21 protein-coding genes are annotated in these 25884 nt (G+C 67.9%); 13 read left to right on the top strand and 8 right to left on the bottom strand.

The features are described from left to right. Window positions 1–44: 44 nt before the first annotated feature. Both ACP26O_RS27275 and ACP26O_RS27270 read right to left on the bottom strand, forming a co-directional pair. The gene (locus ACP26O_RS27275; RefSeq protein WP_175662931.1) at window positions 45–1172 is read right to left on the bottom strand and encodes an NAD(P)/FAD-dependent oxidoreductase; all 1128 of its coding nucleotides are present in this window, start codon (window positions 1170–1172) and stop codon (window positions 45–47) included. Next, the gene (locus tag ACP26O_RS27270) at window positions 1169–2101 is read right to left on the bottom strand and encodes a 4-hydroxyproline epimerase (protein ID WP_138850182.1); all 933 of its coding nucleotides are present in this window, start codon (window positions 2099–2101) and stop codon (window positions 1169–1171) included. The genes ACP26O_RS27275 and ACP26O_RS27270 overlap by 4 nt, the downstream gene beginning before the upstream one ends. 640 nt (window positions 2102–2741) lie before the next feature. Between ACP26O_RS27270 and ACP26O_RS27265 the strand changes: the two genes are divergently transcribed. From ACP26O_RS27265 to ilvD, 4 genes are all read left to right on the top strand, one after another. After that, complete coding sequence (locus ACP26O_RS27265; protein WP_175701225.1) at window positions 2742–4367, top strand: APC family permease; 1626 nt, start codon at window positions 2742–2744, stop codon at window positions 4365–4367. A 70-nt stretch (window positions 4368–4437) separates the two neighbouring features. Then, window positions 4438–6030 (top strand): aldehyde dehydrogenase (NADP(+)), encoded by a 1593-nt coding sequence (locus ACP26O_RS27260; protein WP_175662933.1) that lies wholly within the window; start codon window positions 4438–4440, stop codon window positions 6028–6030. After that, a complete protein-coding gene (locus ACP26O_RS27255) occupies window positions 6023–7045 on the top strand; it encodes an Ldh family oxidoreductase (RefSeq protein WP_175662934.1) in 1023 nt (340 codons plus the stop codon). The genes ACP26O_RS27260 and ACP26O_RS27255 overlap by 8 nt, the downstream gene beginning before the upstream one ends. Window positions 7046–7580: 535 nt before the next feature. After that, a complete protein-coding gene (ilvD, locus tag ACP26O_RS27250) occupies window positions 7581–9440 on the top strand; it encodes a dihydroxy-acid dehydratase (protein ID WP_175662935.1) in 1860 nt (619 codons plus the stop codon). A gap of 116 nt (window positions 9441–9556) precedes the next feature. Here the strand turns inward: ilvD and ACP26O_RS27245 are convergent, their stop codons facing one another. Continuing rightward, on the bottom strand, window positions 9557–10390 hold the full coding sequence (locus tag ACP26O_RS27245) for an SH3 domain-containing protein (protein ID WP_175662936.1): 834 nt from the start codon (window positions 10388–10390) through the stop codon (window positions 9557–9559). A gap of 33 nt (window positions 10391–10423) precedes the next feature. Continuing rightward, window positions 10424–10873 carry a hypothetical protein gene (locus ACP26O_RS27240; RefSeq protein ID WP_175662937.1) on the bottom strand — a complete coding sequence of 150 codons (450 nt, stop codon included), beginning with the start codon at window positions 10871–10873 and terminating at the stop codon, window positions 10424–10426. Window positions 10874–11180: 307 nt separating this feature from the next. On the opposite strand from ACP26O_RS27240, the gene ACP26O_RS27235 reads away from it, so the two are divergent. Continuing rightward, entirely contained in the window at window positions 11181–12731 is a 1551-nt protein-coding gene (locus tag ACP26O_RS27235) for a sigma-70 family RNA polymerase sigma factor (RefSeq protein ID WP_175662938.1), read from the top strand. A gap of 188 nt (window positions 12732–12919) precedes the next feature. Next, window positions 12920–13798: a helix-hairpin-helix domain-containing protein gene (locus tag ACP26O_RS27230; protein WP_105830119.1), complete on the top strand. Its 879-nt coding sequence runs from the start codon at window positions 12920–12922 to the stop codon at window positions 13796–13798. 78 nt (window positions 13799–13876) lie between these two features. Here the strand turns inward: ACP26O_RS27230 and ACP26O_RS27225 are convergent, their stop codons facing one another. Both ACP26O_RS27225 and ACP26O_RS27220 read right to left on the bottom strand, forming a co-directional pair. Then, window positions 13877–14302 (bottom strand): helix-turn-helix domain-containing protein, encoded by a 426-nt coding sequence (locus ACP26O_RS27225; RefSeq protein WP_006752798.1) that lies wholly within the window; start codon window positions 14300–14302, stop codon window positions 13877–13879. Window positions 14303–14511: 209 nt separating this feature from the next. Then, a complete protein-coding gene (locus tag ACP26O_RS27220) occupies window positions 14512–16026 on the bottom strand; it encodes an acetyl-CoA hydrolase/transferase family protein (protein WP_011658563.1) in 1515 nt (504 codons plus the stop codon). A gap of 638 nt (window positions 16027–16664) precedes the next feature. Between ACP26O_RS27220 and ACP26O_RS27215 the strand changes: the two genes are divergently transcribed. The 7 genes from ACP26O_RS27215 to ACP26O_RS27185 are packed head-to-tail and all read left to right on the top strand — an operon-like array spanning window position 16665 to window position 23877. Beyond that, entirely contained in the window at window positions 16665–17345 is a 681-nt protein-coding gene (locus ACP26O_RS27215; protein WP_011658562.1) for a CDP-alcohol phosphatidyltransferase family protein, read from the top strand. Then, a complete protein-coding gene (locus ACP26O_RS27210) occupies window positions 17342–18151 on the top strand; it encodes a HalD/BesD family halogenase (protein ID WP_011658561.1) in 810 nt (269 codons plus the stop codon). Before ACP26O_RS27215 ends, ACP26O_RS27210 begins: the two co-directional genes overlap by 4 nt. Further along, complete coding sequence (locus ACP26O_RS27205) at window positions 18148–19149, top strand: HpnL family protein (protein WP_105830122.1); 1002 nt, start codon at window positions 18148–18150, stop codon at window positions 19147–19149. Before ACP26O_RS27210 ends, ACP26O_RS27205 begins: the two co-directional genes overlap by 4 nt. Before the next feature lie 36 nt (window positions 19150–19185). Next, entirely contained in the window at window positions 19186–19953 is a 768-nt protein-coding gene (locus ACP26O_RS27200) for an NTP transferase domain-containing protein (RefSeq protein WP_126225217.1), read from the top strand. After that, complete coding sequence (gene aepX, locus ACP26O_RS27195) at window positions 19950–21635, top strand: phosphoenolpyruvate mutase (protein WP_126225216.1); 1686 nt, start codon at window positions 19950–19952, stop codon at window positions 21633–21635. Before ACP26O_RS27200 ends, aepX begins: the two co-directional genes overlap by 4 nt. After that, window positions 21632–22813, top strand: coding sequence for a phosphonopyruvate decarboxylase (gene aepY, locus ACP26O_RS27190; RefSeq protein ID WP_175662940.1), 1182 nt, complete (start codon window positions 21632–21634; stop codon window positions 22811–22813). The genes aepX and aepY overlap by 4 nt, the downstream gene beginning before the upstream one ends. After that, window positions 22813–23877 carry a 2-aminoethylphosphonate aminotransferase gene (locus ACP26O_RS27185; protein WP_175662941.1) on the top strand — a complete coding sequence of 355 codons (1065 nt, stop codon included), beginning with the start codon at window positions 22813–22815 and terminating at the stop codon, window positions 23875–23877. The genes aepY and ACP26O_RS27185 overlap by 1 nt, the downstream gene beginning before the upstream one ends. Window positions 23878–24125: 248 nt before the next feature. On the opposite strand, the gene ACP26O_RS27180 is transcribed toward ACP26O_RS27185, so the two are convergent. Together ACP26O_RS27180 and ACP26O_RS27175 are read right to left on the bottom strand one after the other, a co-directional pair. Next, the gene (locus tag ACP26O_RS27180) at window positions 24126–24848 is read right to left on the bottom strand and encodes a glutathione S-transferase family protein (protein ID WP_175662942.1); all 723 of its coding nucleotides are present in this window, start codon (window positions 24846–24848) and stop codon (window positions 24126–24128) included. A 255-nt stretch (window positions 24849–25103) separates the two neighbouring features. Beyond that, a complete protein-coding gene (locus tag ACP26O_RS27175; protein ID WP_175662943.1) occupies window positions 25104–25856 on the bottom strand; it encodes an SDR family oxidoreductase in 753 nt (250 codons plus the stop codon). Window positions 25857–25884: the final 28 nt, after the last annotated feature.

Below are 25884 nucleotides of genomic sequence, written 5' to 3'. Positions count from 1 at the left end.
GGACTGCGCCCCCCCAAGCGAACGAAGTGAGCGTGGGGGTCGTTTCATGTCAGCGCTCCGGCTACGGGGGACGTCGTCAGGAAACGTCCCGGCAAATACGGTTCGATATCGATCGGCGGCCGCTCGCCGGTCATCAACGCGGCGACGAGTCGCGCGCTACCCGGCGCGGTCGTCACGCCGAGCCCTTCGTGCCCGACCGCGAGCCACACGCCCGGCCGCGCCGGATGTTCACCGAGCAGCGGCAAGCCGTCGGGGCTCGCGGAACGAAAGCCCGTCCATGCGCGAATCCCGTTCAGGTCGGCCAGATCCGGCAGGTAGCCGGCCGCACGGCGCAGCATGCGCGCGAGCACCGGCGGCTCGATGCGCGCGTCTTCCGTGTCGAACTGGCGCGATGAGCCGATCAGCAGCTGGCCGGTCGGCCGCGGTTGCACGTTGAACGCGACGGACGTGCCGTCGCTCGCGTGCGCGCTCGCCGCATAGCCGAGCTCGACGAGCTGGTGCGACACCTGGCCCGGGTAGCGGTCGGTGATCAGCAGATGGCCCTTCTTCGGGCGCAGCGGCAATTCGGGCAACAGCGTGCGCGCGGCGACGCCGTTCGCGACGACGACACGTTCCGCGCGCAGCGTGTCGCCGCTCGCGAGCGTGACGCTCGGGCCGTCGACCGCCACCGCGCGGTCGCGCCGCAACGTGATGCCCGGCGCGCGCTGCAACAGCCAGCTCGCGGCGACGGGCGCATAGAGAATCGCATCGCCCGGGATCTTCAGCGCGCCGCCGAGCCCCGCGCGCAGCATCGGCTCCAGCCGCGCGAGCGTCGCCGCGTCGATCAGCTCGCCCGCGACGCCATGCGCGGCGAGCGTCGCCTGCTTGGTGCGCGCGAGGTCCATCTCGTTGGAATCGGCCGCGAGCCACAGCGTGCCGCAGTTGCGGTACGCGCAGCCTTCCGGCATGTCGCCGCTCAGCGCACGCCACAGCTCGATCGAGTAATGGCTCAGCGCGAGCTCGGCCGCGTTGTCGTCCATCGCGACGAGGTGTCCCATGCCGGCGCCGGTCGCGCCGCCGCTCGCGTCGTCGACGACGAGCACGCGCAGCCCGCGCTGCGCGAGTTCATGTGCAGATGCGGCCCCGACGATGCCGGCGCCGATCACGACGACGTCGGTCCTGGCCTCGCTCACGACACGATGCCCCAGCCGAACGGATCGTCTTCCTCGATCAGCAACGTCGCTTCCGCGCTGAGGTGCGCGCTGCCGCGAATCGTCGGCACGATGCCGCCGTCGGCCTGCGCATAGCTTGCCTGGAACACGCTGCCGATCACGCTCGCCTGCCGCCACACGACGCCCGGTTCGAGCTTGCCGTCGGCCGCGAGGCAGGCGAGCTTCGCGCTCGTGCCGGTGCCGCACGGCGAACGGTCGTACGCATGGCCCGGGCACAGCACGAAGCTGCGGCTGTCGTGCTCGGGATCGTCCGCGAACAGTTCGATATGGTCGATCTCGCCGCCGTTCGCGCCGGTGATGCCCGCACGCTCGAGCCCTTCACGCACGGCGGACGAATAGGCGGTCAGCGCCGCGACGTTGTCGCCGGCCACGCGCTGGCCGTGATCGCTGATCAGGAAGAACCAGTTGCCGCCCCACGCGATATCGCCCTTCACGGAGCCGTAGCCCGGCACGTCGACGGCGACGGCCTTCGCATGGCGATACGCGAGCACGTTGCGCACGCTGACCGACAGGTCGTCGTGCAGCGTCGCCTCGACGGTGCCGACCGGCGTTTCGATGCGGTGCACGCCCGGCTCGATGCGGCCCATGTGATGCAGCGTGCGCACGACGCCAATCGTGCCGTGCCCGCACATCCCGAGGTAGCCGCTGTTGTTGAAGAAGATCACGCCGGCCGCCGCCTCCGGCGACACGGGTTCGCACAGCAGCGCGCCGACCATCACATCGCTGCCGCGCGGCTCGAGAATGCACGCGGTGCGGTAGCGATCGTGCTCGCGCGCGAGCACGTCGCGGCGCTCGGCCATCGTGCCGTTGCCGAGCGAGGGGAAGCCGGACACGACGAGCCGCGTGGGTTCGCCGCCCGTGTGCGAATCGATGATCTGAATGCGCTTCATCATGAGCCGTCCGAAGTGGGGAAAGGAGCATAGCTTCCTCCGTCGCGCGTCCGTCCGCTTGTGGCTTTTCGATGAGGACGGCGACGAAATCGGCACAGTGCGAAACGCCTTTCGCAGCCCTTGCGGCCACTGTGCCGATTTCGTCATTCTGCTCCGCGATACGACTCAAGCGTGATGGGTGTTTGCACGGCGATACTGGTTGCACGTCGACGCGCCTGTCGCCGGCCGAGATGAAGCGATACGTAGCAATAGGAAGCAACAGGAAGCAATACGAAGCAGGAGATTGCAGTGAGCCGAAACGCCATCCCGCGGACCGAAGTTTCCCCCGCCTTCAGCATCCGGTTCGCACCGGCCGCTTCCATCGCATTCGACGCCGCGCACCGCGCCGAACAGAACCGGGCGAACCGCTGAGCGACTTCCCCCGGCGGTGCAACGGCTTCCCCCGTCGCATCGCCACTTCCCGTCCGGCATGGCCCGCACAGGTCGGTTCGCCGCGTCGCCAGTCTGCGCCGCGCATGAACGGCCGTCGGCCCGCCCGGTCGTTCGAACCGGTCGCATGCCGGCCGGCAGGTGTGCGCCGCTGCTCCGTCGGAGCGCGGCGCAAGCCCACCTGCCCCGATATTTCCCAGGAGACAAACCCATGCCAGGCCAAGGCAACACACACCCTTCCGTCCCGCTTTCCCGTTCCGTGCCCGCCGATGGCGGTCACGGCAAATTCAAGAAACAGCTGTCGCTGACCGACCTGACGTTCATCGGTCTCGGTGCGATCTTCGGTTCGGGGTGGCTGTTCGCCGCGAGTCACGTGTCGACGATCGCCGGCCCGGCCGGCATCTTCTCGTGGCTGCTCGGCGGCTTCTCGGTGCTGCTGCTGGGCATCGTCTACTGCGAGCTCGGCGCCGCGCTGCCGCGCGCGGGCGGCGTGGTCCGCTACCCGGTGTTCTCGCACGGCCCGCTGCTCGGCTACCTGATGGGCTTCATCACGCTGATCGCGTTCTCGAGCCTGATCGCGATCGAAGTGGTCGCCGCGCGCCAGTACGCGGCCGCGTGGTTCCCCGGCCTCACCAAGGCCGGATCGAGCGACCCGACGACGCTCGGCTGGCTCGTGCAGGCCGGGCTGCTGTGCTTCTTCTTTTATCTGAACTATTCGAGCGTGAAGACGTTCGCGAAGGCGAACAACGTCATCAGCATCTTCAAGTTCATCGTGCCGCTGTCGGTGATCGCGGTGCTGTTCACGTTCTTCAAGCCCGCCAATCTGACCCTGCACGGCTTCGCGCCGTTCGGCATGCCGGGCATCGAGATGGCCGTGTCGGCCGGCGGGATCATCTTCGCGTACCTGGGCCTCACGCCGATCGTGTCGGTCGCGAGCGAAGTGCGCAATCCGCAGCGCACGATTCCGATCGCGCTGATCCTGTCGATCGTGCTGTCGACGCTGATCTACGTGCTGCTGCAGCTCGCGTTCATCGGCAGCATCCCGACCGACATGCTCGCCGCCGGCTGGCACGACGTGAGCAAGGCCTTCTCGCTGCCGTACCGCGACATCGCGCTCGCGCTGGGCGTGGGCTGGCTCGCGGTGATGGTCGTCGCCGACGCGATGATCTCGCCGAGCGGCTGCGGCAACATCTACATGAACGCGACGCCGCGCGTCGTCTACGGCTGGGCGAAGACGGGCACGTTCTTCAAGGTGTTCACGCGCGTCGACGAAGCGTCGGGCATCCCGCGCGCGGGCCTGTGGCTCACGTTCGGCCTCTCGATCTTCTGGACGATGCCGTTCCCGTCGTGGGAAGCGCTGATCAACATCGTGTCGGCCGCCCTCGTGCTGAGCTACGCGGTCGCGCCCGTGTCGGTCGCCGCGCTGCGCCGCACCGCGCCCGACCTGCCGCGGCCGTTCCGCGCGGTGGCGTTCGGCATCACCGGCCCCGCGTCGTTCGTGATCGCCGCGCTGATCGTCTACTGGTCGGGCTGGAGCACGGTGTCCTGGCTGCTCGGCCTGCAGATCGTGATGTTCGTGATCTATCTCGCGTGCCGCCGCTGGGTGCCGACCGCGCACCTGAGCATCGCCGAGCAGGTGCGTTCGTCCGCGTGGCTGATCGCGTTCTACGCGGCCATGATCGTGCTGTCGTACTTCGGCGGCTTCGGCGGCACGGGCCAGCTCGCGCATCCGTACGACACGGTCGTCGTCGCGGCCGTCGCGCTCGTCATCTACTACTGGGGCGCCAACACCGGCATCCGTTCCGACAAGCTTCAGCTCGAAGACGACGAAGACTGACGCCCCGCTTTCCCCTTTCCACTCCGGCCGGGCGCATCACGCCCGGCCCCGCATTTTCCGAGGAAACACCATGCAACTCACAGGTCAGCTCCTGATCGGCCAGTCGGCCATCGCCGGACAGAACGGCACCCTCCACGCGATCGCCGCCGCGACCGGCGAACCGCTCGACCCCGCGTTCGGCGGCGCGAGCCTGCACGACCTGGAGACGGCCTGCGCGCTCGCCGACGACGCGTTCGACACATACCGCGAAACGACTCCCGAGCAACGCGCCGCGTTTCTCGACGCGATCGGCCGCAACATCATGGCGCTCGGCGACGACCTGATCGAGCGCTGCGTCACTGAAACGGGCCTGCCGCGCGCACGCATCGAAGGCGAACGCGGCCGCACGGTCGGCCAGCTCGCGCTGTTCGCGTCGCTCGTGCGCGACGGCGGTTACGTCGACGCACGCATCGACCCGGCCCGGCCGGACCGCAAGCCGCTGCCGCGGGTCGACCTGCGCCTGCGCAACGTCGCGATCGGGCCGGTCGCCGTGTTCGGCGCGTCGAACTTCCCGCTCGCGTTCTCGGTCGCGGGCGGCGATACGGCCTCGGCACTCGCGGCCGGCTGCCCGGTGATCGTCAAGGCGCACTCCGCGCATCCGGGCACGTCCGAGCTCGTCGGCCGCGCGATCCAGCAGGCCGTGCGCGAATGCGGGCTGCCGGCCGGCGTGTTCTCGCTGCTGTTCGACGCGTCGCGCGAGATCGGCCAGGCGCTCGTCGCCGATCCGCGCATCAAGGCCGTCGGCTTCACCGGCTCGCGCCGCGGCGGTGTCGCGCTGATGCACATCGCGGCCGCGCGCCACGAGCCGATTCCGGTCTATGCGGAAATGAGCTCGATCAATCCGGTGCTGCTGTTCCCGGCCGCGCTCGACGCGCGCCACGACGCGATCGCGCCGCAGTTCGCCGCGTCGCTCGCGCTCGGCGCCGGCCAGTTCTGCACGAACCCGGGGCTCGTGCTCGCGGTCGACGGCGCCCCGCTGCGCGCGTTCGAAGCCGCAGCGGCCACCGCCGTGCAAGCGAGCGCCGCGCAGACAATGCTCACGCCGCACATCCACGCGAGCTATGCGCAAGGCGTGGCCGCCCTGCGCGCGCACGACGCGGTCGAGCTGCTGGCGGAAGGTGTGGAAGGCGGCCGCTACCAGGCACGCGCGGCGCTGTTCGCGACGTCGGCGGACGCGTTCATCGCGCACCCCGAACTGCGTGACGAAGTGTTCGGCCCCGCATCGCTGATCGTGCGCTGCCCGGATGCCGACACGCTGCATCGCGTGCTGAAGTCGCTCGAAGGCCAACTGACGATCGCCGCGCATCTCGCCGACGGCGACGCCGCGCTGTTTGCCGCGCTGCGCCCGACGCTGGAGCGCAAGGCCGGCCGCATTCTCGTCAACGGCTTCGGCACGGGTGTCGAGGTCGGTCACGCGATGGTGCACGGCGGTCCGTTCCCGGCCACGTCCGACACGCGCACCACGTCGGTCGGTGCACGCGCGATCGAGCGTTTCCTGCGCCCCGTGTCGTACCAGGACGTGCCGGACGCGCTGCTGCCCGACGCCATCCGCAACGGCAACCCGCTGAACGTGCCGCAACGCATCGACGGCGTGCCCGCGCCGCGGGACGCGCGCGATGTCTGAGCCGCTCGCCGAAGTCGTCCTGTCGCTCGATGAGGTGCACGCACTCGCGCTGCGGGTGCTGACGCACAACGGGATGTCCGCCGCGCACGCGCAGGCGATCGCGAACGTGATCACGCAGGGCCAGCGCGACGAGTGCCACTCGCACGGCGTGTACCGGCTGCTCGTCTGCGTGCGCTCGCTGAAGAAGGGCAAGGTCGATCCGCAGGCCGTGCCGACGCTGCGCCGGCTGTCGTCGTCGATCGTCGCGGTCGACGCGCATCGCGGCTTCTCGCTGCTCAGCTTCGAAACCGGCCTGCCGGTGCTCGTCGAGATGGCGAAGCAGCATGGGATCGCGGCGATGGCGATCAACCATTGCTACCACTTCTCGGCGCTGTGGCCCGAGGTCGAGGCGATCGCCGCCGAAGGGCTGGTCGGCATCGCGATGAACCCGAGCCACAGCTGGGTCGCGCCGGAGGGCGGCCGCGAACCGGTGTTCGGCACGAACCCGATCGCGTTCGCGTGGCCGCGCCCGGACGGCGTGCCGTTCGTGTTCGACTTCGCGACCAGCGCGATCGCGCGCGGCGACATCGAGCTGCACGCGAAACAGGGCAAGGCGATCCCGCCGCACTGGGCGATCGATGTCGACGGCCAGCCGACCACCGATCCGAAGGCCGCGCTGCAGGGCGCGATGCGCACCTTCGGCGGCCACAAGGGCTCGGCGCTGGCGGCCATGGTCGAGCTGCTCGGCGGCGCGCTGATCGGCGACATGACGAGCCGCGAGTCGATGGACTTCGACGAAGGCGTCGGCGCGACGCCGTGCCATGGAGAGCTCGTGATCGCGTTCGACCCGAAGGTGTTCCTCGGCGACGAACTCGATGCGGGCCTCGCGCGCGGCGAGCGGATGTTCGCGTCGATCACGGGGCAAGGCGCGCGGCTGCCGTCGCAGCGGCGCTTCGACGCCCGCGCGCGCAGCATCGCGCATGGCGTGCGGATTCCGAAGGCGCTGTACGACGAAATCCTGACGCTGCTCGATTGACGCGATCGCGTTGCGCGGCGGCGGCTTCATCGCCGGTGGAACGGGGGATGAAGCCGCCGCCGATTCGTCCGCCCGGTTCCGCTGCCTGGTTCCGCTGCCTGGTTCCGCCGCCTGGTCCCGCCGCCTGGTCCCGCCGCCTCGTTCCGCCGCCTGGTTCCGCCGCCTGGTCCCGCCGCCTGGTCCCGCCGCCTGGTTTCGCTGCCTGGTTTCGCTGCCTGGTTTCGCTGCCTGGTTTCGCTGTCTGGTCCCGCTGCCTGGTCCCACTGCCGATTCCGCTGCCGATTCCACCGCACGGTTCGCCGTGCGATTCCGTCGCCCGCTTCTGCCGGCAAGGCCCCGCGCCGCTGGTACGCGCCCTGCCCGGCTCCACGCCCGCGCCCTTCGCCCACTCCCGCCCGCGCCGCCCGCCCGGCGCCTGTGGGATAATCGCCCAGTTTGCCCAGGGCGCAGCTCAAGAGGTTGTTCGCACGGGCGCGCGAGAGGCCTTCAATCCCGTGCCTCCACCCTTTTCCGCGATATTTCTTCAGCCATCACAATGCCCACATACCGTTCCAAAACCTCCACCGCCGGCCGCAACATGGCAGGCGCGCGCTCGCTGTGGCGCGCCACCGGCATGAAAGACGACGATTTCTCGAAGCCGATCATCGCGGTCGTCAACTCGTTCACGCAGTTCGTGCCCGGGCACGTGCACCTGAAGGATCTCGGCCAGTTGGTCGCGCGCGAGATCGAGGCCGCCGGCGGCGTCGCGAAGGAATTCAACACGATCGCGGTCGACGACGGCATTGCGATGGGCCATGACGGCATGCTCTATTCGCTGCCGAGCCGCGACATCATCGCCGACTCCGTCGAATACATGGTGAACGCGCACTGCGCGGACGCAATGGTGTGCATCTCGAACTGCGACAAGATCACGCCGGGGATGCTGATGGCCGCGATGCGCCTCAACATTCCGGTGATCTTCGTGTCGGGCGGCCCGATGGAAGCCGGCAAGACGCGTCTCGCGAACCCGGTCACCAAGACCATCGAACTGAAGAAGCTCGACCTCGTCGACGCGATGGTGATCGCGGCCGACCCGGCGTATTCGGATGCCGACGTCGCCGAAGTCGAACGCTCGGCCTGCCCGACCTGCGGTTCGTGCTCGGGCATGTTCACCGCGAACTCGATGAACTGCCTGACCGAAGCGCTCGGCCTGTCGCTGCCCGGCAACGGCACGGTCGTCGCGACGCACGCCGATCGCGAGCAACTGTTCAAGCGCGCCGGCCGCCGCATCGTCGAGCTGACCCGCCAGCACTACGAGCAGGACGACATGCGCGCGCTGCCGCGCTCCGTCGGCTTCAAGGCGTTCGAGAACGCCATGACGCTCGACATCGCGATGGGCGGTTCGACCAACACGATCCTGCACCTGCTGGCGATCGCGCAGGAAGCCGGCATCGACTTCACGATGAAGGACATCGATCGCCTGTCGCGCAGCGTGCCGCAGCTGTGCAAGGTCGCACCGAACACGAACAAGTACCACATCGAGGACGTGCACCGCGCGGGCGGCATCATGGCGATCCTCGGCGAGCTCGACCGCGCCGGCAAGCTGCACACCGACGTGCCGACCGTGCACGCGCCGACGCTGAAGGATGCGCTCGACCAGTGGGATATCGTCCGCACCGACGACCCGGCAGTGCGCACGTTCTACCAGGCCGGCCCGGCCGGCATTCCGACGCAGGTGGCGTTCAGCCAGGACACGCGCTGGCCGAGCCTCGACCTCGACCGCGCCGAAGGCTGCATCCGCTCGTACGAGCATGCGTTCTCGAAGGAAGGCGGCCTGGCCGTGCTGACCGGCAACATCGCGCTCGACGGCTGCGTGGTGAAGACGGCCGGCGTCGACGAAAGCATCCTCGTGTTCGAGGGCTCGGCCCACGTCACCGAATCGCAGGACGAAGCGGTCGAGAACATCCTGAACGACAAGGTCAAGGCCGGCGACGTGGTGATCGTGCGCTACGAAGGCCCGAAGGGCGGCCCCGGCATGCAGGAAATGCTGTACCCGACGAGCTACATCAAGTCGAAGGGCCTCGGCAAGGCATGCGCGCTGCTGACGGACGGCCGCTTCTCGGGCGGCACGTCGGGCCTGTCGATCGGTCACTGCTCGCCGGAAGCGGCAGCGGGCGGCGCGATCGGCCTCGTGCGCGACGGCGACAAGATCCGCATCGACATCCCGAACCGCACGATCGACGTGCTGGTGTCGGACGAGGAACTCGCGCGTCGCCGCGAAGAGCAGAACGCGAAGGGCTGGAAGCCGGCGCAACCGCGTCCGCGCAAGGTGTCCGCGGCGCTGAAGGCCTATGCGAAGCTGGTGATGTCGGCCGACAAGGGTGCCGTGCGCGACCTGTCGCTGCTGGACGACTGATGCCAGGCAGCGGGCCGCACGAACGGCCCGCCCGCCTGATCGAGAAGCCGCTCTTCGGAGCGGCTTTTTTTCATCCGGCGCCGGCTGGCGGCTGCGACATCTGAGCCTTCAGTCGATCAACGACGGAACTCGTCGCTGCGGCCCCGGCCTCCACCACCGCCGTGGTTTCCGCCCCCGTCCCCGCCGCCTTGCGGCCGACCGCCGTAACCGCCGCCGCCCTGATGTGCCGGCGGCATCTGGACCGCGCCACCGCTCGGTGCGGGCTGCGCGGGTTGGGCGGGCGGCGGCGGCGCCGGCTGACGGACACCGGCCGCGCCGGGCATCGGCGCGGGTGCGGGCATCGGCGCGGGCGCGCGTGCGGGCGCGGGTGCGACCTGCGGCGCCGGCGCGCGGTTCGGGCCATTCCAGCCGCCGCGCGTGGCCGACGGCCGTGCATCATGCTGCACCGGCGGCGTGCCGCGCGGCTCGTGCTGGGCCGGCCAGCCCGGCTGCGGACGGCCGTAGTAGGCGGGCGGCATCCCGCCGGGGCCAACGCGAGGCTCGGCACGATGCTCCCAGCGATCGCGATCGTGAAACCACGGCCGGTGGCGGTAATAGCGGTCCCAGTACGAGCCGATAGCGAACCCGGTCACCGGCACGCCGATGATCGCGCCGTATTCGAGCAGCGGCACGTAATTGCCCTGGTACGGGTAGTCGAGCTGCTGCGCGTCGATCCAGCCGCGCACGCCCGGCAGCGCGACGTCGCACCACGAGTAGTCGCTCAGGCAGCCGAACACGTCCACCGCGGTGCCGGGCGGAAGTTGCGCGACGACCGGATAATCGGGCGCCGGCCCCGCAAAGAGTTCGGCGCCCGAGTTCGTGTAAGCGCTGCTTTGCGCGTCGGCGATCCCCGGCACGGCTGCGATGCCGAACAGGACGACGCACAGACTTCTAATGATGGTGTTGCTCATGTTGCTCTCCCGCGCGGTGCCGCCGCGCGTCGGTCAGTGTCGATGGCCGCCGCCCCAGTGTCCCCCGCCCCAATGTCCGCCACCCCAGTGGCCGCCGCCCCACGGACGGTGCCAGCCCCGGTAGCCGCCGCCCCAATACCCGCGGAAGCCGAAGCCGATCGTGACGGGCGGCCCGTACCAGCCCGGGTAGTACGCGGGGTAGTAGGCCGGGTAAGGCACATAGGCGGGCGCAGCATAGACCGGAGCCGGCGGGTACGCGTAGGCATAATCGTCCGCTGGCGGCGGCACGGCCGGCACGGCGGGTGTGGACGACGCGGCCGGGCCCGTATTGGCCGGCGCCACCGGGATCTCGCGCTGCGACACCACGGCGGGCACGGGTGCGTAATACGGTGCATATCCGTAAGGGCTCGTGTAATAGCAGCCACTCAGCGCGAGGATCGCCAGCACGATGACGGCTGGCCTCGCGGCGTGAATCGGGTTCATTTGAAGCTCCGCAGGAATTCGTGCGTCGCCGCGTGGCGCGCGCCTGACTCTAGCTTACGTCCCCTGCATATTTCTGCGGGTTTGATCGGTTACTTTTTGTTTCGCCATCACAATTGAAGGGGTCGCACCGCGCGGGTACGCTGCGTGCTCGCGCGTCTGGCGCGCCGGCGTTGAAGTTGGCGCAAATGCCCTCACTTGGATATTCAGTCAGGCTGGCCGGCGCGGACGGGTGTTCGCGGCCCCCGGCGGCCTGAAACCAGCGGACTTCGGCCCGCCCAACAGGAATGCGGCTCACGCCGCCATCGACATGACTACGCCACGCCCCACGCTTCGGGCGGACACGCCCCTCGATCCGATCATCCAGCTGCTGGCGCTCGCCGGCGAACAGGGTTATCTGACGCACGCCGACCTCGTCGACGCGCTGCCGCCGGAAAGCGACAGCCCCGACGCGCTGGACGTCGTGCGCGCCGCGCTCGCGGACATCGGCATCGCCGTGCTCGACGAGCCGGCCGCGCCGGCGCCGTTCGCGGGCGCGGCACCGGTCGACGTCGATCGCGATGCGCTCGACGAGGGCCGCGCGCTGCTCGGCGATCTCGCCCGCGGCACGAGCGCGTCGACCGATCCGCTCGCGCTCTATATGCGACGCATTCACGCGGTGCCGCTGCTCAAGCGCGAGGACGAAATCGTGCTCGCCCGCGAGATCGAAACGGGCCGCCATCAGATCCTGCACGCGCTCGCCGGCTATCCGGCGGCGGTCGATGCGCTGCTCGCGCGCCATGGTGCAACGGGTGGAAGCGTCGCGGCCGGAGACGAAGCCGATGACATCGTCGACGGCGAAGGCGACACGCCGGCACCCGCGCGCTACGACACGCTGCAGGACGCCATCACGGCCCTGCGCGGCGCATTGCACGCGCAAGGCTGCCGCTCGGCCGAATACCGCGACGCGCGCAACCGCCTTGCCGCACTGCTCGGTTCGCTCGCGTGGGTTGCGCCGGCCGTCGACGATGCGAGCCGCATCGTGCGCGCGCTTGCCACCGCGCCGGCCAATGCCGCCGCCGACAGCGACGCCGCATGCTTCGACGCAGTCGCGCGCCGTGCGCTCGGCGCCGCGCTGAGCGACGGTCAGCAAAAGGTACGCGACGGTACCCGCGCGATGCTGGAGGCGAACCTGCGGCTCGTGCTGTCGATCGCGCGCAAGTACATGAACCGCGGCGTCGACCTGCCCGACCTCGTGCAGGACGGCTGCCTCGGCCTGATGCGGGCGATCGAGAAGTTCGAATACCGGCGCGGCTTCAAGTTCTCGACCTATGCGACCTGGTGGATCCGGCAGGCGGTCGCGCGCGCGGTGGCCGACCGTTCGCGCACGATCCGCGTGCCCGTGCACGTCGGCGACCAGTACCAGCGCGTGCAGCGGCATGCGCTGCGCTTTCGCCAACGCACGGGCCGCCGCGCGACGCCGGCCGAGCTGGCCGCAGAATCCGGGCTCCCCGAGGGCAAGCTGCGCGCGGTGCTCGCGCTGCCTGCCGAGCCGCTGTCGCTCGACACGCCGCTGCCCGACGCGGAGACGGGCCTCGTCGACCTGATCGAGGACCAGGCGTCGGCGAGCCCGTTCGAGCGCCTGGCGGACACGCGCATGCGCGAATGCGTGACGTCGCTGCTGCGCTCGGTCACGCCAGCCGAAGCCGACGTGCTGCGTCGGCGGTTCGGCCTCGGTGGCGCCGAGCCCGACACCTACGACGCGATCGCGCAGGACGCGGGCATGTCGCGCGAACGCGTGCGGCAGATCGAGAAGCGCGCGCTCGCCACGCTGCGCACGGCCGCGGAAGCCGAGGGCGCGGAGTCGTTCCTCGACGCGTAACCGGTCGCGCGTTCGTGCCCTATCCCGGCACGAACGCGCGCGCGGCGCGGTTCCCGCCTGTGCAACGTTTGCTATTGACACGCATCAATTTTTGTTCGTCGCTTCCCGTGACAATGTGCTGAAATGAACGGCGGCCCGCGCGTTGCGCGCGCCGTTCATTCCGTTTGCGCTTCCCCAGGTCCCGCACCATGCAGACGACCATCAGCCAGACGCACGAGGAAAACCGGCAGATCGCGGCTTGCCTGCGCGAAGCCGCGCAGTTGCTTGCCGATCAGGGAGCGAATCCTTACCGGGTTGCCGCCTACCGCGCGTCGGCCGATACTATCGAGTCGCTCGACGACGGCATCCGTACGCGCTTCAACGCGGGCGGTGTCGACGCGCTCGGCGCGCTCCCGGAGGTCGGCACGGGCGTGGCACAGGCGATCGCCGAATGGCTGGTGACCGGGCGCTGGCGCCTGCTCGATCGACTGCGCGGCGACGCGGAACGCGTATCCGCGTTCGAAGCCGTGCCCGGCATCGGGCATGCGCTCGCGCTGCGGATTCACGACCAGTTGCACATCGATACGCTCGAGGAGCTCGAACGCGCGGCCCGCAGCGGCCAGCTCGATGCGATTTCGGGCGTCGGCCCGCGTCGCGCGGCCGGCATCCGCGCGGCGCTCGACGACGTATTGAGCCGGCGCCGGCGCTGGCAAGGCCACGCGCAGGACGCCGACCTCGGCACCGAGCCGCCTGTCGAACTGCTGCTTTACATCGACCGCCTGTACCGCAACAAGGCCGCCGCCGGCATCCTGCCCATGCTGGTGACGCGTCGCGTAAACGCGGACGTCAGCGTGTCGCCGCCCGTGATGCACATGACGAAAGGCGGCTGGCATTTCACCGCACTGTGCCCGTATCCCGCCCGCCCGCATGAAGCCGGCCGCACCGCGGACTGGGTCGCGCTCTACTTCTACGATGCGTTGCAATGCGAGCACCAGCGGACGGTCGTCACCGAAACGTTCGGTTCGCTCGTCGGCAAGCGCATCGTGCGCGGACGCGAGATGGAATGCCGCGTCTATTACGCGGGATGATGCGCGCGGGGCATTAGCCCCCGCGCCTTCCCTGCCCGATCGCACGCTCGCGCGCCTCGCTCCGGCAAGCCGAACCGCCTACGCGCCTTCCGTCTTCGTGCGACGCGCCGGATGACGGTGCGCGGCGATGCGCAGCAGCTTGCGGAACGACGGACACTCGAGATGACTCGGCGCCGGGCACACGGCCGCATGCCGCAGCGCATCGCGCACCGCACCGAGACGGCGGATCGTACGGTCGAGCTCGTCGGCCTTGTCGTCGAGCTTCGCGCGATCGATCGCCGGTCGGCCGTCCGCGCCGAACATCGCGAGGATGTCGTCGAGCGCGAAACCGGCCTCCCGGCCAAGCGCGATGAGCGCAAGGCGCTCCAGCACCGACTCGTCGTACTGGCGCCGCAGCCCGTGACGGCCGTTCGGCACGATCAATCCCTTTTCCTCGTAGTAACGCAGCGTCGACGCGGGCAATCCCGAGCGACGCGCGACATCGGCGATGTCCAGACGGCTCATGCTTGACCTCAAGTGAACTTGAAGTTGCAAGATAGCCGCTCGACTCCTTCGACACAAGACTGGACCGCCATGAACCCGCCGAACCCGACTCCTTTCCCGTCGCGCTCCCCCCGCCGCGGAAAACGGCGAGCGTCGACGTCGCGCACGCGGCGATGGACTGACGACGCGACGGGCGCGCGCGGTGCGCGCCGGCGCCCCGTCGGGCCGCCTCAGGCCTTCATCGTCCCGGTGCGCACATAGCGCTCGTGCCACGACAGCGCCTCGGCGAGCAGGTGCGGCGTGTGCTTGCCGAAGCTCTCGCGCGACGCGCGCTCGAAGTAGTCCTCGAGCATCGGACGGTAGTCGGGATGCGCGCAGGTCGCGATGATCTTGCGCGCACGCTGCTTCGGCGACAGGCCGCGCAAGTCGGCGAGCCCCTGCTCGGTGACGACCACCGCGACGTCGTGCTCGGTATGGTCGACGTGGCTCGCCATCGGCACGATCCGCGAGATCGCGCCGCCCTTCGCGGTGCTGGCCGACATGAAGCACGACAGGTAGCCGTTGCGCGCGAAGTCGCCCGAGCCGCCGATGCCGTTCTGGATCTTCGTGCCCATCACGTGCGTCGAGTTCACGTTGCCGTAGATGTCGGCTTCGATCATCCCGTTCATCGCGATGCAGCCGAGCCGGCGCACGAGCTCCGGATGGTTGCTGATCTCCTGCGGGCGCAGCAGGATTTTTTCGCGGAACGTCGCGATCTCGTCGGCGAAGCGCTGTACGGCGGCCGGGCTCAGCGACAGCGCGGTGGCCGACGCGAAACTCAGCGTGCCGTCGTCGAGCAGGTCGAGCATGCCGTCCTGGATCACCTCGGTGTACGCGGTCAGGTTCGAGAAGCCGGCCGAGCTCAGTTCGGCGAGCACCGCATTCGTGATGTTGCCGACCCCCGACTGCAGCGGCAGCAGGTTTTCCGGCAGACGGCCGCGCTTCACTTCGTGGCGCAGGAAATCGATCAGTTGCAGCGCGATCTGCTTGGACGTGGCGTCCGGCGCGGAGAACGCGTTGCTGCGGTCGGGCGCGTCGGTCTCGACGATCGCGACGATCTTGTCGGCCGGGCAGCGCAGGTACGGCTCGCCGATCCGGTCGTCGCTTTTCGTCAACGGAATCGGCTTGCGGTGCGGCGGCAGCGCGGTGCCGTAATAGACGTCGTGCATCCCGTCGAGGCCGAGCGGCTGGCGCGAGTTGACTTCGAGGATCACGTGCTTCGCCTGCTCTAGCCACGTCTTGTTGTTGCCGATCGATGCGGACGGAATCAGCAGCCCGTCCTCGCGGATGCCCGCGACTTCGACGATCGCGACGTCGAGGTCGCCGTACAGCCCGAACCACGCATATTGCGCGACGTGGCTCAGGTGGACGTCCTGGTAGTCGACTTCGCCGCTGTTGATCTTGTCCCGCAGCGTCGGGTCGGACTGGTACGGCAGGCGCATCGAGATGCCGTTGGTGCGGGCGAGCGCGCCGTCGAGCTCCGGCGCGGTCGAGGCGCCCGTCAGCACGTTGATCCGGAAGTCCTCGCCGCGCGCGTGGGCGGCCTCGATGTGGGCGGCGAGCGCGGCCGGCACGGCCTTCGGATAACCCGAGCCGGTGAAGCCGCTCATCGCGACGGTCATGCCGGGACGGATCAGCGCGGCGGCTTCGTCGGCGGTGCGGACGAGCGAACGCAGGGCGGGAGCGAGGATGCGTGATGAAGACATGGCTATATATCTGACGCTTTTGGTCTGTCGTTGACGTCGCGGGGGGTGTCTCCTGAGCGACGCGAAGCCCTTGGGGCCGCGAGGGGCGGCCGGCACCACAGGCACGGTCGGAGTATCGCAGAGGCCACCGCCGCGAAATGTCCGCTGAATGCAAAAGATACTTACTGAATGCGCCGGGTATCGAACGGCCGTTCTGTGACAGGCGGAATAATCTGCCGAATGCACTCGAAAGGTGCGCGAAAGCGAATCGCCGATTTGCCGCCCGCGGATGACGAACGACCGCACGTCACTCGACTATGACGTTTCGGATTGACTGCCTGAACGCAGGGAATCAATATGCCGCGGCCGATCGAAGATCAACGCGGCCAATTGTCGCCCGGCGCCGCTTTTTCGGGCCTGATGCATATCAACTGGGCGACGCGCACGCCGCGTCAGCGGCCCTCGGGGCGAGGCCCGCGGGCCCTTGACAGTCGCGCCATGCGAACCACACTGGATTACATATGGCCCGGGTGCGCGAACGCCGTTTCGCGCATCCGGCGCGTAACCGGCCGATGCGCGGAATCGCGTTAACACTCCCGGATGTCAGGACATTGATCGAAGAAAAAGCAACAAGTTACAATTCCGTATATATTTCGCCGATGGACCAAAGAAAAACCGCCAAACACCCGGAACCGCCGCTGCCACGCACTTGGGATGCGCGGCTCGCGCGCGCGCTCGTCCGGCCGCTGATCGACACGCCGGTCACCCCGAATCACCTCACTACCCTTCGTCTGCTGATCGGCCTCGCCGGCGCCTGGTGCCTCGCGCAAGGCGGCTTCGGCTGGAGCAACGCAGGCGCATTCCTGATCGTGCTGTCGAACTTCGTCGACCACACCGACGGCGAACTCGCGCGCATCAGCGGCAAATCCAGCAAGATCGGTCACTTTTACGACCTCGCGGCCGACGCGCTCGTGACGGTCGCGCTGTTCGTCAGCATGGGCGTCGGCATCGTCGCCCAGGGCGGCCAGATGGCCGCGTCGCCGGTGCTGCTCGGTGCGCTGGCCGGCGGTGCCGTCGCGCTGATCTTCTTCCTGCGCATGCGGATCGAATCGGTCGCCGGCAAGGCCGGCACCAAGCAGGCGTTCGCCGGCGGCTTCGAGACGGAAGACGTGCTCTACCTGCTGCCGCTCGTGACGCTCACCGACAGCGTCCAGCCGTTCCTGCTCGCGGCGTCGATCGGCGCCCCGCTGTTCGCCGCATGGGTCGTGATCGACTGGTGGCGCATCGTGCGCCGCGGCAACACCCCGCAGAATTCAACCGAAATCCAGGCTTCCAAATGACTTCTAGCACGCGCGACGACTCCGTGCTGAGCCCGGCACGCCCCGCGCCTGCGCGCGCGGCGGCGGCCGATCCCGATCGCACCGTGGCCGGCTGTGTCGGCCAACTCGACCTCGACCGCCTGCGCAGCGACTACACGCGCCAGGGGTCGTTCCTGTATCTGGACGCGTTCCTGCCGCCCGACGCGCACGCGAAACTCGCGGCCGCCGCCCGCGCGCTGCAGCCCGGCCTGAACCGCAATTACCTGCCCGGCCACAAGCAGGGCGGCAGCGTGAGCCGGCACACGATCGACGAAAAGGCACCGTACATCGCGGAGCTGTACCGCTCGAAGGCGCTGATCGGCTTCCTCGAGAAGATCACGGGCGACAAGCTGATGGTGTCGCCGGAGAACGATCCGCACGCGTACGCGCTGTACTACTACACGAAGCCCGGCGACCACATCGGCTGGCACTACGACACGTCGTACTACGACGGCCGCCGCTATACGCTGCTGATCGGCGTGATCGACGAATCGTCGTGCCGGCTCGACTACGAACTGCATACGCGCAATCCGGACGTGCCCGACGAACCGGGCTCCGTGCAGATCGCCGACGGCGGCATCGTGCTGTTCGACGGCGACAAGCTGCGCCACCGGATCACGCCGCTCGGCCAGAACGAGACGCGCGTATCGCTGACTTTCGAATACGTGACCAACCCCGGCATGCGGCCGTGGAAGCGCTTCATCTCGAACATGAAGGACGCGATCGCGTATTTCGGTTTCCGCCAGGTGTTCAAGCAGCTGGCCACGCGACGGTCGAGCGGGTCATGACACGCGCCGGCCTGATCCTGCTGTCCCTCGGAACGGCACTTTTCATCGCCCTGCTCGCGTGGCAGGGCGTCGGCGCGGTCGCGTCGACGCTCCTCGCGGCCGGCTGGGGCCTCGCGCTCGTCGCGGCGTTCCACGTCGTGCCGCTCGTGATCGACGCATTTGCGGTGTCCGTGATGTTTCGCCGCGGTCAACCGGCCGCCGAGCTCGGCAACGCGCTGCGCGCGCGCTGGGTCGGCGAATCGGTGAACAGCCTGCTGCCCGCCGGGCAGATCGGCGGCCCGGTGCTGATGGTGCGCTACCTCGCGCAGCGCGGCACGCGGATGGCCGATGCGGCCGCCGCGATGACCGTCGGCACGACGATGCAAGCGCTCGCGCAGATGGCGTTCGCGCTGATCGGCATCGCCGCGTTCAGCCTGTATGCGACCCACGATTCAGTCGCGCACCTCCGCACGCCGGCGCTGATCGCCACCGGCGTGCTCGGCGCCCTCGCCGTCGCCTTCTACGCGGCGCAGCGGCGCGGGCTGTTCGGCCGCGGGATGCGTCTCGCGTCGAAGCTGCTCGGCCCGCGCGACTGGTCGTCGCTGGCGACCCGCGCCGATGCGATCGACAACGCGGTCGCCGCGCTGTACCGCGATCGTGCGAAGGTCGCGAAGACCTTCGCGTTGAGCCTCGCCGGCTGGATCGCCGGCACCGCGGAAGTGTGGCTCGCGCTGCACTTCCTCGGGCACCCGGTCAGCTGGCTCGACGCGCTGCTGCTCGAGAGCGTCGGCCAGGCGATTCGCGGTGCGGCATTCGCGATCCCGGGCTCGCTCGGCGCACAGGAAGGCGGTTACCTGCTGCTCGCCCCGCTGGTCGGCCTGCCGCCCGACGCGGCGCTCGCGCTGTCGCTCGCGAAGCGCGCGCGCGAACTCGCGCTCGGCCTGCCCGGCCTGCTCTATCTGCATTTCAGTGAAAGAAACTGGCAGCGGCGCCATGCGCCGCAGCCTCTCGCCGACTGATCGTTCAGATCCGCCGGCTTTTTGGTTGGAGAACCCATGCGAGCCATCATTCTTGCGGCAGGCCTCGGCTTGCGCCTGCAACAACCGCCCGAGGCGCAATACCCGAAGTGCCTGCTGCGCTTCGACGACGTGTCGCTGCTCGAGCGCCATCTGCGCGTACTCGACGCCGCCGGCGTCGATGAAATCGTGCTCGGGCTCGGCTTCCAGTCCGAGAAGGTCGAGCAGGAATTGAAGCGCCTCGGCCGCAGCGCCGAGATCGTGATCAACGAGCGCTACGACCTCGGCAGCGTGCTGACCGTGCACACCGTCGCCGATGCGATGACGCGCGGCGGCGACGTGCTGCTGATGGACGCCGACGTGCTCTACGACGAGAACATCCTGCACGCGCTGGTGGCCGACTCGGACAAGGCGGTCGACCGCCTGCTGATCGATCGCGACTTCGAAGCCGGCGACGAGCCCGTCAAGCTGTGCCTGAAGAACGGCGTGCCGGTCGAGTTGCGCAAGCAGCTCGCGGTCGACCTCGACTACGACACGATCGGCGAATCGGTCGGCTTCTTCCGCTTCACCGAAGGCACCGCGCGCCGCCTCGCGAAGATCGTCGCCGGTTACGTCGACAGCGGCCGCGCGAACATGCCGCACGAGGAAGCCGTGCGCGACCTGCTGCTCGAAGGCGGCCATTCGTTCGACGTCGCCGACGTCACGGGTTCGCCGTGGATCGAGATCGACTTCCCGAACGACGTCGCACGCGCGACACAAGACATTCTTCCCCTGATTCAACGCACCACGGCAGGAGCCGCACGATGAACGCTCGCGAACCCAACTTCTCCGAATCGCGCAGCGCACGCCTGCGCCGCATGCTCGTCAGCAACGAACTCGAATTCCTGATGGAAGCGCACAACGGCCTGTCCGCACGGATCGTCCGCGAAGCCGGCTTCAAGGGGATCTGGGCATCGGGCCTCGCGATCTCCGCGCAGTTCGGCGTGCGCGACAACAACGAAGCGAGCTGGACGCAGGTCGTCGACGTGCTCGAGTTCATGGCCGACGCGAGCGATCTGCCGATCCTGCTCGACGGCGACACCGGCTACGGCAACTTCAACAACGTGCGCCGCCTCGTGAAGAAGCTCGAGCAGCGCGGCATCGCCGGCGTGTGCATCGAAGACAAGCAATTCCCGAAGACGAACAGCTTCATCGGCGGCGAGCGCCAGCCGCTCGCGGAAATCGACGAGTTCTGCGGCAAGATCAAGGCCGGCAAGGATTCGCAGAGCGACGCCGACTTCTCGATCGTCGCGCGCGTCGAGGCGCTGATCGCGGGCTGGGGGATGGACGAGGCGCTGCGCCGCGCGAACGCGTACGCGGAAGCCGGTGCGGACGCGATCCTGATCCACAGCAAGCTGTCGCGCCCGGACGAAATTCTCCAGTTCGCACGCGAATGGAGCGGCAAGGCGCCGCTCGTGATCGTGCCGACCAAGTACTACAGCACGCCGACCGACGTGTTCCGCCAGGCCGGCATCAGCACCGTGATCTGGGCGAACCACCTGATCCGCGCATCGGCGTCGGCCATGCAGGCCGTCGCACGCGAGATTCATGAAAACGAGACGCTGATCAACGTCGAGGACCGCGTCGCGTCGGTCAACGAGATCTTCCGCCTGCAGGACGCCGACGAATACTCGGCAGCGGAGCGCATCTACCTGTCGTCGTCGTCGCGCGCGTCGAACGCCGCGATCGTGCTCGCCGCGAGCCGCGGCAAGGGGCTCGAGGCCGTCACCGAGGATAAGCCCAAGGTCATGCTGCCGGTCGCCGGCAAGCCGCTGCTGCGCTGGCTCGTCGACGGCTTCAAGACGCACGGCGTGAACGACATCACCGTGGTCGGCGGCTATCGCGCCGACGCGATCGACACGTCGGGCATCAAGCTCGTCGTCAACGAACGTCACGCGCAGACGGGCGAGCTCGCATCGCTCGCGTGCGCGGCCGAACGCCTGACCGGCGACACCGTGATCTCGTACGGCGACCTGCTGTTCCGCAGCTACATCGTGCGCGACCTCGCGGAGAGCGAGGCCGAGTTCAGCGTCGTCGTCGATTCGTCGCTCACGGAGACCAACCAGAGCGTGCGCGATTTCGCGCTCTGCTCGGCTGCCGACGACCGCGGCCTGTTCGGTCAGAAAACCTACCTGCAACGCGTATCGAGCGACGTCGCCGCAGGCACGCCGCACGGCCGCTGGATCGGTCTGCTGAACGTGCGCGGCGCAGGCGTCGACCGCCTGAAGGCGATGCTCGCGACGCTGCAGGCACGTCCTGATTTCGACACGCTCGATATCCCGTCCCTGCTCAACGAACTGATCGCCGCCGGCGAGAAGATCGAGGTGCAGTACGTGCACGGCCACTGGCGCGGCGTCAACGATCTCGAGGACTTCCGCCGCGCGGGCGACTTCGCGCACGGCCAGACGCCGCTGTCCGAGCCGGGCGCCGGCAACGGGGGCGCGCAATGATCGAAGCGGCCCAGTTCGTCGAGGCCGCGCGCGAGCGCGGTTTCGACTGGTACGCGGGCGTGCCCTGCTCGTACCTGACGCCGTTCATCAATTACGTGCTGCAGGACCCGACGCTGCACTACCTGTCGGCCGCGAACGAAGGCGACGCGGTCGCGCTGATCGCCGGCGCCACGCTCGGCGGCAAGCGCGGGATCGCGATGATGCAGAACTCCGGACTCGGCAATGCGGTGAGCCCGCTCACGTCGCTGACCTGGACGTTCCGGCTGCCGCAGCTGCTGATCGTCACGTGGCGCGGCCAGCCGGGCGTGTCCGACGAGCCGCAGCACGCGCTGATGGGGCCGATCACGCCAGCCATGCTCGACACGATGGAGATCCCGTGGGAGACGTTCCCGACCGACCCCGAACAGGTCGGCCCGGCGCTCGACCGCGCGATCGCGCACATGGACGCAACCGGCCGCCCGTACGCGCTCGTGATGCAGAAAGGCAGCGTCGCGCCGTATGAACTGAAGGCGAACCCGGCGGCGACGCCGCGCGCGCATGTCGCCGCACAGTCGGCCGCACGTGCTGAATCGCCCGCCGCGTGGCCGACCCGCCACGACGCGCTGCAACGCGTGATCGCGCACACGCCGGTCGATTCGACCGTCGTGCTCGCGTCGACCGGCTTCTGCGGCCGCGAACTCTATGCGATCGACGACCGTCCGAACCAGTTGTACATGGTCGGCTCGATGGGTTGCGTGACGCCGCTCGCGCTGGGTCTCGCGCTCGCGCGCCCCGACCTGCGCGTGGTGGCCGTCGACGGCGACGGCGCCGCGCTGATGCGCATGGGCGTGTTCGCGACGCTCGGCACCTACGGTTCGTCCAACCTCACGCACGTGCTGCTCGACAACGGCGCGCACGAATCGACCGGCGGCCAGGCGACCGTGTCGCGGCATGTGTCGTTCGCGGGTGTCGCAGCCGCGTGCGGCTATGCGTCCGCCGTCGAAGGCGACACGCTCGACGTGCTCGATACGACGCTCGCTGCGGAGGCCGACGGCACGCAGTTCGTGCGCGTTGCGATCCGCACGGGCGTGCCCGACGGCCTGCCCCGCCCGACCGTCACGCCGGTCGAGGTCAAGACCCGCCTGATGCGGCATATCGGCGCCGCACAGGCCGAAGCCCACGCCGAAGGAGCTCATTGATGCTGCTGCTGAACCCTGGCCCGGTCACGCTCACCGAACGCGTGCGCCGCAGCCTGCTGCAACCCGACCTGTGCCATCGCGAAAGCGAGTTTTTCGATCTGCAGGATGAAGCGCGAGCGCGCCTCGTCGCCGCGTACGAGCTCGATCCGGCCGAATGGGCCGCCGTGCTGATGACGGGCTCGGGCACCGCCGCCGTCGAAAGCATGATCGCGGCGCTCGTGCCGCAGGACGGCAAGCTGCTCGTGATCGAGAACGGCGTGTACGGCGAGCGCATCACGCAAATCGCGACGCAGTATGGGATCGCGCATGATGTGCTGAAGCATGAGTGGATGCAGGCGCCTGATCTCGCGCAGATTGGCGCGAAGCTCGATGCGGGTGGGTATTCGCACGTCGCGGTGATTCATCACGAAACGACGACGGGCCGGTTGAACGATCTCGGTAAGATCGCCGACGTATGCCGTGCGCGTGGTGTGAAGATGCTCGTCGATGGTGTGAGCAGCTTTGGGGCTGAGGCGATCGATTTTGCCGGCGGTGTCATTGATGCTGTTGCCGCTACCGCGAACAAGTGTCTGCACGGTGTGCCCGGTGCCGCGTTCGTGATCGTGCGCCGTAGCGCGCTTGCGCAGGCCGCGAGCCGCACGTACTACCTCGATCTCGGTCGGCTTGCGAAGCTGCAGGATCAGCGGAATACGCCGTTTACGCCTTCCGTGCATGCTTACTATGCGCTCGTCGAGGCACTGCGCGAGTTTGATGAGGCCGGTGGCTGGCGGGCGCGGCATGCGCACTACAAGACGCTCGCTGATCAGGCGCAGGCCGGGCTGGCGGCGCGTGGGATGTCGCTCGTGCTGCCGGAAGGTGCTTCGTCAGTCGTGCTGCGTGCGTATCGGCTGCCGCAAGGCGTTACGTATGAGACGCTGCATGACGGGCTGAAGGCGCGTGGCTTCGTGATCTACGCGGGGCAAGGCGGGTTGTCGAAGGAACTGTTCCGGATTTCGACGATGGGGGCGATTCAGGCGGCGGATGTCGAGCGGTTGATGGAGGGGTTTTCGGAGTTGACGCGGTAAGCGTTGCCCCTGCTCGTACGTTCGTCCACGAAAGGCCCGCAAGGGCCTTTTTTGTTGTTCGCGTGGATCACGGGGAACGCGGGAGGACTGCCGGCATTTGGCCAGAAGGCGACGTTCGGCGCCCGGAAAAACTGGGCGCTGGAGTGGCCGGACCTGCTCTTCAATGCTGCCCGCCGCCATCAGTACGATCGCCTGGTACAACAAAATTTTATGCCAAGCTCACGACCGAGGTGTGGCGGCCGTATGCGCTAGAGCTTGTGGGATGTGGCCGGATACGGTTGGGACGCACCGTAAATTTCTTCCATCAGCAAGGCCTTCTGACGCCGCAAGTGCGCTCGAAAAAGCGCCGGATAATCGGCGGAAACAGCAGCTATAACGCTGGCTCTTACCCTGAGCCTTTCACGCCAGGCATCTACCTTAGGAAAATCGGGGAAAGGCGACGGGCCACTATCTGTTTGCAAAACATCGAAGTAGCGAAAGACGGGGGCAAAGACCGCATCCACCATGCCAAAGGTCTCTCCGTCGAAGTATGGACCAAGGACCAGAACTTTTTCGAGTTGGGCCAGTTTGTCCTTGAGCGAAGTGGCTTTCACGTTGGCAGTGACATGGTCCTTGGCGTTCAAATATCCCCACGCCTCTGCCAGCGTCGCCGAGCCAAACTCGATCCATGCGCGGTGTTTGGCTCGTTCCAGTGGATCATCTGGATACAGGCTCGGACCAGAATGGGTTTCCTGCAGGTATTCACAAATCGCCACACTTTCAAACAGTACTTCATTGGAACCGCCAGCTTCTTGAACTTGAAGTACGGGTACCTTGCCCGTCGGCGATATTTCCAAGAACCAAGCGGGCTTGTCACTAAGATCAACGTTGATACGCTGAAAAGGAACTTGCTTCTCTAGCAGCACGATGGCCGCCCGTTGAACGAACGGGCACAGCGGGTGGCTAATCAGGGTAAGCGTGGGCATTGTCATGTGAGGCTCGAATGGCCCGTCCAGAGGAAGGGGGCGCAGAGATGTTTACCGTGCCCCCTGTTTCCGTGGTTTCGCCGGAGGTCTCAAAGCTTGGGGCCGAAGGCACATTCAGCGCCGGTTGTCCGGAGAAGATTTCAACGGCTTGATGAGTCGGTTGTGTCCTTGAAGCAAATGATCCGACGACCTGTGGCGAACGCGACGCCCTGGACTCCTGCCGCCTTCAAGACGCTTTCACCGGACTCCAGCGTTGCGCGATCAGCGGTTGAGCATGCGGCCGCCATCCACGACGATTTCCGATCCGACCGTCCAACTGGACTCGTCGGAGGCTAGATACAGCACAGCCTTGGCCACCTCCTCCGGTGTACCGAAGCGGCCGAGCGGGATGGTGGCGGCAATGTCCTTGTTGGCTTGCTCGCGGTACGCGTCGGGGATGCCGAGCTTGTCGTACAGCGGAGTGTCGATCGGGCCGGGACTGACTGCGTTGACGCGAATCCCGCGTCCAAGCAGTTCGGTCGAAAGCGTCTTGGACATGTTCAGAAACGCTGCCTTGGTGGCGGCATAAACGGAAGAGCGCTCCGCACCGACGTGCGCACTGATGGACGTGTTGAGCACTACGGACGCAGGGCTAGCGAACACGGGAAGCAATGCCTGGAACAGGAAGTATGGCCCCTTGACGTTGACATCGAACGACCGATCGAACATCTCTTCGGTCCACTCCTCGAACGGCAACCAGACGGATACGCCGGCATTGAGGAAGGCGATGTCAAGTTGGCCGTAGTGGTCCTTGACGGCTTGTGCCAGTTCCCTTTGCGCGGCGACGCTGGCCGAGTCGGCGCGTAAAACCAAGACCTCGGATCCAAGTTCGGCTTTAGCTTTCGCGATCGAATCAGGATTGACGCCAGTAACGACGACGCGGGCGCCTTCATTCAGAAACTGCTTTGCGGTTTCCAGACCGATGCCACTGGTGCCTCCAGTGATGAGAGTACGTTTCCCTTGCAAGCGCGACATTGAGTTCTCCAGTAAGTGGCAACCAACA

It is taken from the genome of Burkholderia sp. R-40 (assembly GCF_049942845.1).
GTDB classification, from domain to species: Bacteria; Pseudomonadota; Gammaproteobacteria; order Burkholderiales; family Burkholderiaceae; genus Burkholderia; species Burkholderia ambifaria.
Note: the sequence above shows the minus strand (reverse complement) of the source record. Positions and strands in the feature narration are given on the sequence as shown.

What these genes read in the sequence shown, in the direction of transcription:
- ilvD (WP_175662935.1), top strand. Translation starts at nt 7,581, where the DNA reads ATGCCCACATACCGTTCCAAAACCTCCACCGCCGGCCGCAACATGGCA.
- ACP26O_RS27220 (WP_011658563.1), bottom strand. Translation starts at nt 16,026, where the DNA reads ATGTCTTCATCACGCATCCTCGCTCCCGCCCTGCGTTCGCTCGTCCGC.
- ACP26O_RS27175 (WP_175662943.1), bottom strand. Translation starts at nt 25,856, where the DNA reads ATGTCGCGCTTGCAAGGGAAACGTACTCTCATCACTGGAGGCACCAGT.
- ACP26O_RS27255 (WP_175662934.1), top strand. Translation starts at nt 6,023, where the DNA reads ATGTCTGAGCCGCTCGCCGAAGTCGTCCTGTCGCTCGATGAGGTGCAC.
- ACP26O_RS27260 (WP_175662933.1), top strand. Translation starts at nt 4,438, where the DNA reads ATGCAACTCACAGGTCAGCTCCTGATCGGCCAGTCGGCCATCGCCGGA.
- ACP26O_RS27245 (WP_175662936.1), bottom strand. Translation starts at nt 10,390, where the DNA reads ATGAGCAACACCATCATTAGAAGTCTGTGCGTCGTCCTGTTCGGCATC.
- ACP26O_RS27200 (WP_126225217.1), top strand. Translation starts at nt 19,186, where the DNA reads ATGCGAGCCATCATTCTTGCGGCAGGCCTCGGCTTGCGCCTGCAACAA.
- ACP26O_RS27185 (WP_175662941.1), top strand. Translation starts at nt 22,813, where the DNA reads ATGCTGCTGCTGAACCCTGGCCCGGTCACGCTCACCGAACGCGTGCGC.
- ACP26O_RS27270 (WP_138850182.1), bottom strand. Translation starts at nt 2,101, where the DNA reads ATGAAGCGCATTCAGATCATCGATTCGCACACGGGCGGCGAACCCACG.
- ACP26O_RS27235 (WP_175662938.1), top strand. Translation starts at nt 11,181, where the DNA reads ATGACTACGCCACGCCCCACGCTTCGGGCGGACACGCCCCTCGATCCG.
- ACP26O_RS27215 (WP_011658562.1), top strand. Translation starts at nt 16,665, where the DNA reads ATGGACCAAAGAAAAACCGCCAAACACCCGGAACCGCCGCTGCCACGC.
- aepY (WP_175662940.1), top strand. Translation starts at nt 21,632, where the DNA reads ATGATCGAAGCGGCCCAGTTCGTCGAGGCCGCGCGCGAGCGCGGTTTC.
- ACP26O_RS27230 (WP_105830119.1), top strand. Translation starts at nt 12,920, where the DNA reads ATGCAGACGACCATCAGCCAGACGCACGAGGAAAACCGGCAGATCGCG.
- ACP26O_RS27240 (WP_175662937.1), bottom strand. Translation starts at nt 10,873, where the DNA reads ATGAACCCGATTCACGCCGCGAGGCCAGCCGTCATCGTGCTGGCGATC.
- ACP26O_RS27205 (WP_105830122.1), top strand. Translation starts at nt 18,148, where the DNA reads ATGACACGCGCCGGCCTGATCCTGCTGTCCCTCGGAACGGCACTTTTC.
- ACP26O_RS27225 (WP_006752798.1), bottom strand. Translation starts at nt 14,302, where the DNA reads ATGAGCCGTCTGGACATCGCCGATGTCGCGCGTCGCTCGGGATTGCCC.
- ACP26O_RS27210 (WP_011658561.1), top strand. Translation starts at nt 17,342, where the DNA reads ATGACTTCTAGCACGCGCGACGACTCCGTGCTGAGCCCGGCACGCCCC.
- ACP26O_RS27265 (WP_175701225.1), top strand. Translation starts at nt 2,742, where the DNA reads ATGCCAGGCCAAGGCAACACACACCCTTCCGTCCCGCTTTCCCGTTCC.
- ACP26O_RS27180 (WP_175662942.1), bottom strand. Translation starts at nt 24,848, where the DNA reads ATGACAATGCCCACGCTTACCCTGATTAGCCACCCGCTGTGCCCGTTC.
- aepX (WP_126225216.1), top strand. Translation starts at nt 19,950, where the DNA reads ATGAACGCTCGCGAACCCAACTTCTCCGAATCGCGCAGCGCACGCCTG.